The organism is Sphingomonas sp. Leaf25 (assembly GCF_001421635.1).
Lineage (GTDB): Bacteria > Pseudomonadota > Alphaproteobacteria > Sphingomonadales > Sphingomonadaceae > Sphingomonas.
In genome coordinates this window covers 2501-5707 of the sequence record NZ_LMKU01000019.1, presented here as the reverse complement: position 1 = coordinate 5707, position 3207 = coordinate 2501, and the positions used below count along the sequence as shown (strand labels likewise).

1 tRNA gene and 2 rRNA genes are annotated in these 3207 nt (G+C 54.2%); all 3 read right to left on the bottom strand.

Annotated features, from left to right (window positions below):
- The 3 genes from ASE78_RS07755 to ASE78_RS07745 all read right to left on the bottom strand — a co-directional run bounded on the left by ASE78_RS07755 (position 1) and on the right by ASE78_RS07745 (position 3162).
- Positions 1–77, bottom strand: a tRNA-Met gene (locus ASE78_RS07755).
- Positions 78–148: 71 nt separating this feature from the next.
- A 5S ribosomal RNA gene (gene rrf / locus ASE78_RS07750) occupies positions 149–263 on the bottom strand.
- Positions 264–370: 107 nt separating this feature from the next.
- Positions 371–3162 (bottom strand): 23S ribosomal RNA (locus tag ASE78_RS07745).
- Between the last annotated feature and the right edge of the window lie 45 nt (positions 3163–3207).

The window sequence follows — 3207 nt, the reverse complement described above, 5'->3', positions numbered from 1 at the left end:
TGGTTGCGGGGACAGGATTTGAACCTGTGACCTTCAGGTTATGAGCCTGACGAGCTACCGGGCTGCTCCACCCCGCGACACCTTGTTCGCCGATTTGGGCGGAAGGGGTAAGGATATTTGAGACATTGTGATGTGCACCGGCTTCAATGCCTGGCGACGACCTACTCTTCCATCGCTTGAGCGATAGTACCATTGGCGCAGGTTGGTTTCACGGCCGAGTTCGGGATGGGATCGGGTGGTTCACAAACGCTATAGCCACCAGGCAATGAAGGCGGTGCACATTGGTTTTTTCAAATCGGTGTGTTTCAAGGCTTGGGCGGTTTCAACCACGTGAACGTCTAGCCAGTGCTGACGTTGGCGGTGTGAACTCTACAAGCGCGAATAGGACAATTAGTATCGGTTAGCTTCACGCGTTACCGCGCTTCCACATCCGATCTATCAAGGTCGTGGTCTCCGACCGTCCTAAGAAATCTTATCTTGAGGGAGGCTTCCCGCTTAGATGCTTTCAGCGGTTATCCCGTCCGTACATAGCTACCCTGCTGCGCCGTTGGCACGACGACAGGTACACCAGAGGTACGTTCAACCCGGTCCTCTCGTACTAGGGTCAACTCCTCTCAAATTTCGACGCCCACGGCAGATAGGGACCAAACTGTCTCGCGACGTTCTGAACCCAGCTCACGTACCACTTTAATTGGCGAACAGCCAAACCCTTGGGACCTGCTCCAGCCCCAGGATGTGATGAGCCGACATCGAGGTGCCAAACAACCCCGTCGATATGAGCTCTTGGGGGTTATCAGCCTGTTATCCCCGGCGTACCTTTTATCCGTTGAGCGATGGCCCTTCCACGAGGGACCACCGGATCACTATGACCGACTTTCGTCTCTGCTCGACTTGTCAGTCTCGCAGTCAGGCTGGCTTATGCCATTGCACTCTAACAGACGGTTTCCAACCGTCCTGAGCCAACCTTCGCGCGCCTCCGTTACTCTTTAGGAGGCGACCGCCCCAGTCAAACTACCCGCCACAGAGGGTCCCTCGCCCAGTTTCATGGGCGCAGGTTAGACATCAGAAAACAACAGGGTGGTATTTCACCTATGGCTCCACATCATCTAGCGACGATGCTTCAAAGCCTCCCACCTATGCTACACAGTTCTTTCCTAATGCCACTCTGAAGCTGCAGTAAAGGTGCACGGGGTCTTTCCGTCTAACCGCGGGTACTCCGCATCTTCACGGAGAATTCAATTTCGCTGAGCATGTCCTGGAGACAGTGGGGAAGTCGTTACGCCATTCGTGCAGGTCGGAACTTACCCGACAAGGAATTTCGCTACCTTAGGACCGTTATAGTTACGGCCGCCGTTTACCTGGGCTTCATTTCAGAGCTTGCACCCCTCCACTTAACCTTCAGGCACCGGGCAGGCGTCAGGCCCTATACGTCGTCTTGAAGCCGACTTAGCAGAGCCCTGTGTTTTTGCTAAACAGTCGCTACCCCCTGGCCTGTGCCCCCCAACAGAGCTTGCGCCTAGTTGGGGCCTCCTTCTTCCGAAGGTACGGAGGCAATTTGCCGAGTTCCTTCAGGACACTTCTCTCAAGCGCCTTGGTATACTCTACCTGACCACCTGTGTCGGTTTCGGGTACGGTCTATACGGTGGGGCTATTTCCCGGGACAGCTTCGAAGCCGGATCAATCCGATAAGATCCGACAACACACGCCATCCGTCACACACCACCAGGCCCACGAATATTAACGTGGTTCCCATCGACTACCCCCTTCGGGCTCGTCTTAGGGGCCGGCTCACCCTGCGCGGATTAGCCTTGCGCAGGAACCCTTGGTCTTTCGGCGAGAGGGCATCTCACCCTCTTTATCGCTACTCATGTCTGCATTCGCACTTCCGATACCTCCACGACCCATTACCAGGCCGCTTCACAGGCGTACGGAACGCTCCGCTACCGCGTGCACAAAGTGCACACCCTAAGCTTCGGTGCGTGTCTTGAGCCCCGTTACATCTTCGCCGCAGGAACCCTTGTTTAGACCAGTGAGCTGTTACGCTTTCTTTAAAGGATGGCTGCTTCTAAGCCAACCTCCTGGTTGTTTTGGGATTCCCACATGCTTTCCCACTTAGACACGACTTGGGGACCTTAGCTGTAGGTCAGGGCTGTTTCCCTTTTGACGACGGACCTTAGCACCCGCCGTCTGTCTCCCGGATATCACTCTTATGTATTCGGAGTTTGGTTAGTGTTGGTAGATCTCGCGACCCCCGCAACCATCCAGTGCTCTACCCCATAAGGTGTCCATCCGAGGCACTACCTCAATAGTTTTCGCGGAGAACCAGCTATTTCCCGGCTTGATTGGCCTTTCACCCCTAAACACAACTCATCCGGTAACTTTTCAACGTTAATCGGTTCGGACCTCCAGTGGGTGTTACCCCACCTTCATCCTGGTCATGCCTAGATCGCCGGGTTTCGGGTCTAATCCGTCAAACTATGGTCGCCCTATTCAGACTCGCTTTCGCTGCGCCTACACCTAACGGCTTAAGCTTGCTTGACAGATTAAGTCACAGACCCATTATGCAAGAGGTACGCTGTCACTCTTCAAGAGAGCTCCAACTGCTTGTAGGCAATCCGTTTCAGGTACTGTTTCACTCCCCTCATCGGGGTGCTTTTCACCTTTCCCTCACGGTACTAGTTCGCTATCGGTCATGTACGAGTATTTAGGCTTGGAGGGTGGTCCCCCCATGTTCAGACAGAATTACACGTGTTCCGCCCTACTCGAGTCCTGAATTATCACTTTCGCATACGGGACTGTCACCCGCTATGGTCAGCTTTTCCACGCTGTTCTGCTAGTTGAAATCCAGGCACTGGCCTGGTCCGCGTTCGCTCGCCACTACTAACGGAATCTCGGTTGATGTCTTTTCCTCCGGGTACTGAGATGTTTCAGTTCGCCGGGTTCGCTTCTCGAAACCTATGTATTCAGTTAAGAGATACCTTGTCCCATTAACCCTGAACGTCGTTGCCAACACTCAGGATTAATCGGATAGGTGGGTTTCCCCATTCGGAAATCGTCGGGTCAAAGCTTGCTCACAGCTCACCGACGCTTATCGCAGCGTGCCACGTCCTTCATCGCCTGTACATGCCAAGGCATCCACGAATTGCCCTTACCTCACGCTTGAGAGTCCACACCACCAACGACAACACTGGATCGGTCTTGCGACCG